The sequence below is a fragment of the Psychrobacter sp. A3 genome, assembly GCF_028823565.1.
Lineage (GTDB): Bacteria > Pseudomonadota > Gammaproteobacteria > Pseudomonadales > Moraxellaceae > Psychrobacter > Psychrobacter celer.
In genome coordinates this window covers 1-2737 of record NZ_JAPEHS010000145.1, presented here as the reverse complement: position 1 = coordinate 2737, position 2737 = coordinate 1, and the positions used below count along the sequence as shown (strand labels likewise).

Sequence of the window (2737 nt, the reverse complement as noted above, 5' to 3'; positions counted from 1 at the left end):
CAACACGCCCTACTGCAAAGACGCTGATTTAAAAACACTGCTTGCAAAATAAGCCATATCCGATAGTCAACATCAAGAAAGCGGCAGCATAAAAAAGGTTTTTAGAGCGTACTCTAAAAACCTTTTTGCTTAAAGCATGCCTTCAATTGAATTGATTCAGATATTGATTGAGCTGACGACACGCCCTAATCTCATCGGGCTGCAGTATGAGATATCACTCACCAAATACCAGTGCTGCCTTTTGCGGCACATTTTTAGAGCCAATGACCCACAGCAAGCTTAGGACGATGGCCGAGCCAATAAAAATAAGCATCGATGACATAAAGGCGTCTGAACTGCTATGAGCCATAGACATCATCTCACCCGTATGAGCCATTTGCATCTCCATCGCGGCCATACCTGTGTAGTGCATCCCGCACACCGCAATACCCATGATAAAAGCACTGCCAAAACGTTGTAAATTGCCACGCAGATTAAAGGCCAACCATAGCGCAGCGATCGACGCGGCAATGGCAATCGCAATCGAGGTGAGCAAAAGCGGGGTGTTATAGGACATGGTTGCTTCCATCTGCATGGATGCCATGCCCGTATAGTGCATGGCGGCCACGCCAAGACCTGTCAATATTCCGCCGCCGAGCAGTTTTGCCACACTTGGTACACCGCGGCCAACGATGACCACACCAACCGCCACAAACAGTACCGCTAGCAGCATCGACACAATCGTCAAGCCCAAGTCATAGGTCACTGGCATCTTCATATCCACGGCCATCATACCGATATAGTGCATCGACCAAATCGCACCACCGATGGCGAGCGAAGACAGCGCTACCCAAAAGTACAAATCATTGCCAGGCTTAGCAGACGGAACTCGGATGGCCAAGTTTAGACCAACATACGAGCCAAACACAGCGATGGCATACGAGACAAGCACCAACATCAGGTTATATTCAACTTCTATCATTTTTTCGCCCTTTACATTTTTATAAACAGTGAACCCAAGCCATTTAAGCCACTTAAGATTTGTACGAGTCGCCGTACTTGAGACGCTCATTACTTTTTTGTCATAGGTGTTATTTGACCCATGAGTGATTTTTACCAGATATAGTTAGCTGAATGTAAAACTGTTATGGATTTAAACGCGCTACTGGTATAAATTTTACTTGCGTGCTGCGTTCCCAGAGGCTGCGCAAAATTCATCCCAGTAGCGCGCTATGACATTTTTAGAGTGTATCGACTATAGTAAACTCGCAAACATGGGTACTGCCCGCACCGCAGCTGGTTTCTTCTGCGCGCACTCTGCCCACCGCGGGATTGCTTGCCAAAAAGCCTTCTATATACCCCACCACAAAATGACAGCCTGAATGAGAATGCTCGGATGACTGACAAAACGGACATTTCACCAAAGTAATGACATGGTCACGGGCCTTGATTTTAGAAAACACTTTGAGTGCAGGCACCAACTCGCGGCTGATGGCAGCAGACATCTTGAGCGGACTACCGAGCGCATAGTCACGCTGATAGATACCACCGCCAACCTTGCGGCCCAGCTCATGCATGGCACTGACGCGTCTTTCGGCCGGCAGACTGGCTTTGTACTGAGTGACCACCTCGGCTATGTCTGGATACCGCGCACCGATAGCGGCCAGTACGCTTTTTTCGTCTATTGCGGGTGCAGTAGGTGCCGATGGTATCGGATCCGCGACCGGCGGCGCCGCCTCGTCTTCCTCAATTTCCAGCTTAAGCAGCGTACACCCATCGATGGCAGACAAGTCAGCGATCAAACCCGCTTGCGTCTTCGCGCCTTGGCTTTTGGCCACCACCTGTATGATGTTGCCGCCATTGCTTGACGGCTCTTGTCTTTGTGAGACAAGCTGATAGCCAGCTTTGATCAATGGTGAAATCACATTGACCAAACGGATGCGTTCCGAGGCGGTTTCTAGTGCACAAGAGAATCTCAAAGCTCACTCCTTTTTAACAATACAGCCAAACTTTTTCGTGCTGAGTTATTTTGGTAAACTGCAGCGCTGATTAGGTCGCCAAAATATCGCTAGACGTACAACTGTTTTGCACCTTTTTTTAACGTATCAATCAGCAATAGCAGTATTGCCAGCGAACACATGGTTTTTTATATATTAGCTGCTCAAAACCTCGTTACCATCTGGTTACTTTACAGAAGTAATTTTTGCTGCATTATCAATGAATACATATTGTCTCGCAAGCAGATAGCCGGCATTGACCGATAAATGGCAAGATTATCCGATAGGTGGCTAAACGCTCACGTTGAGGGTGGGTTCATTGTTTAAAAATCGCCATAAGGCTTGAATGCCATGGCTTTGGTGAGGATTTGCTATTATTGGATACGTGGCGCAGGTCAGGCATTACCACCCTTATCATATGATTTCAGTTATCATGCGGCTATGGTTAACCTATTTTAAAACAGTACCGTCCTACTGGTATTTGTTTCTCTTGCGTGCTGTGCCAACACCGACAGATGCCGCGCTAAATGAATGCCAGTCGCACATGAATAAAGTGTGCCAATATGATGCCGGATTGGCTATATTTATTGATTGTAAAAACGCGGCTCAAGGCTCATATCACCATCAAGGGCACCACAGTTGAAACGGCCTGAGTGTAAAAATTTCAGTATAAAAACCAACTATAGTCGATGAAATCTAACAAGAACATAGCGCTACTGGGATGAATTTTGCGCAGCCTCTGGGAACGCAGCACGCAAGTA

The 2737-nt window shown here is 47.1% G+C and carries 2 protein-coding genes; both read right to left on the bottom strand.

Annotated elements, in window-relative coordinates; genetic code table 11:
- Positions 1 to 214: 214 nt before the first annotated feature.
- Positions 215 to 961, bottom strand: a complete 747-nt coding sequence (locus tag NK638_RS12160) for an MHYT domain-containing protein (protein WP_274633217.1) — start codon at positions 959 to 961, stop codon at positions 215 to 217.
- Between the two features lie 259 nt (positions 962 to 1220).
- Positions 1221 to 1958: a hypothetical protein gene (locus NK638_RS12155; protein ID WP_274633216.1), complete on the bottom strand. Its 738-nt coding sequence runs from the start codon at positions 1956 to 1958 to the stop codon at positions 1221 to 1223.
- Between the last annotated feature and the right edge of the window lie 779 nt (positions 1959 to 2737).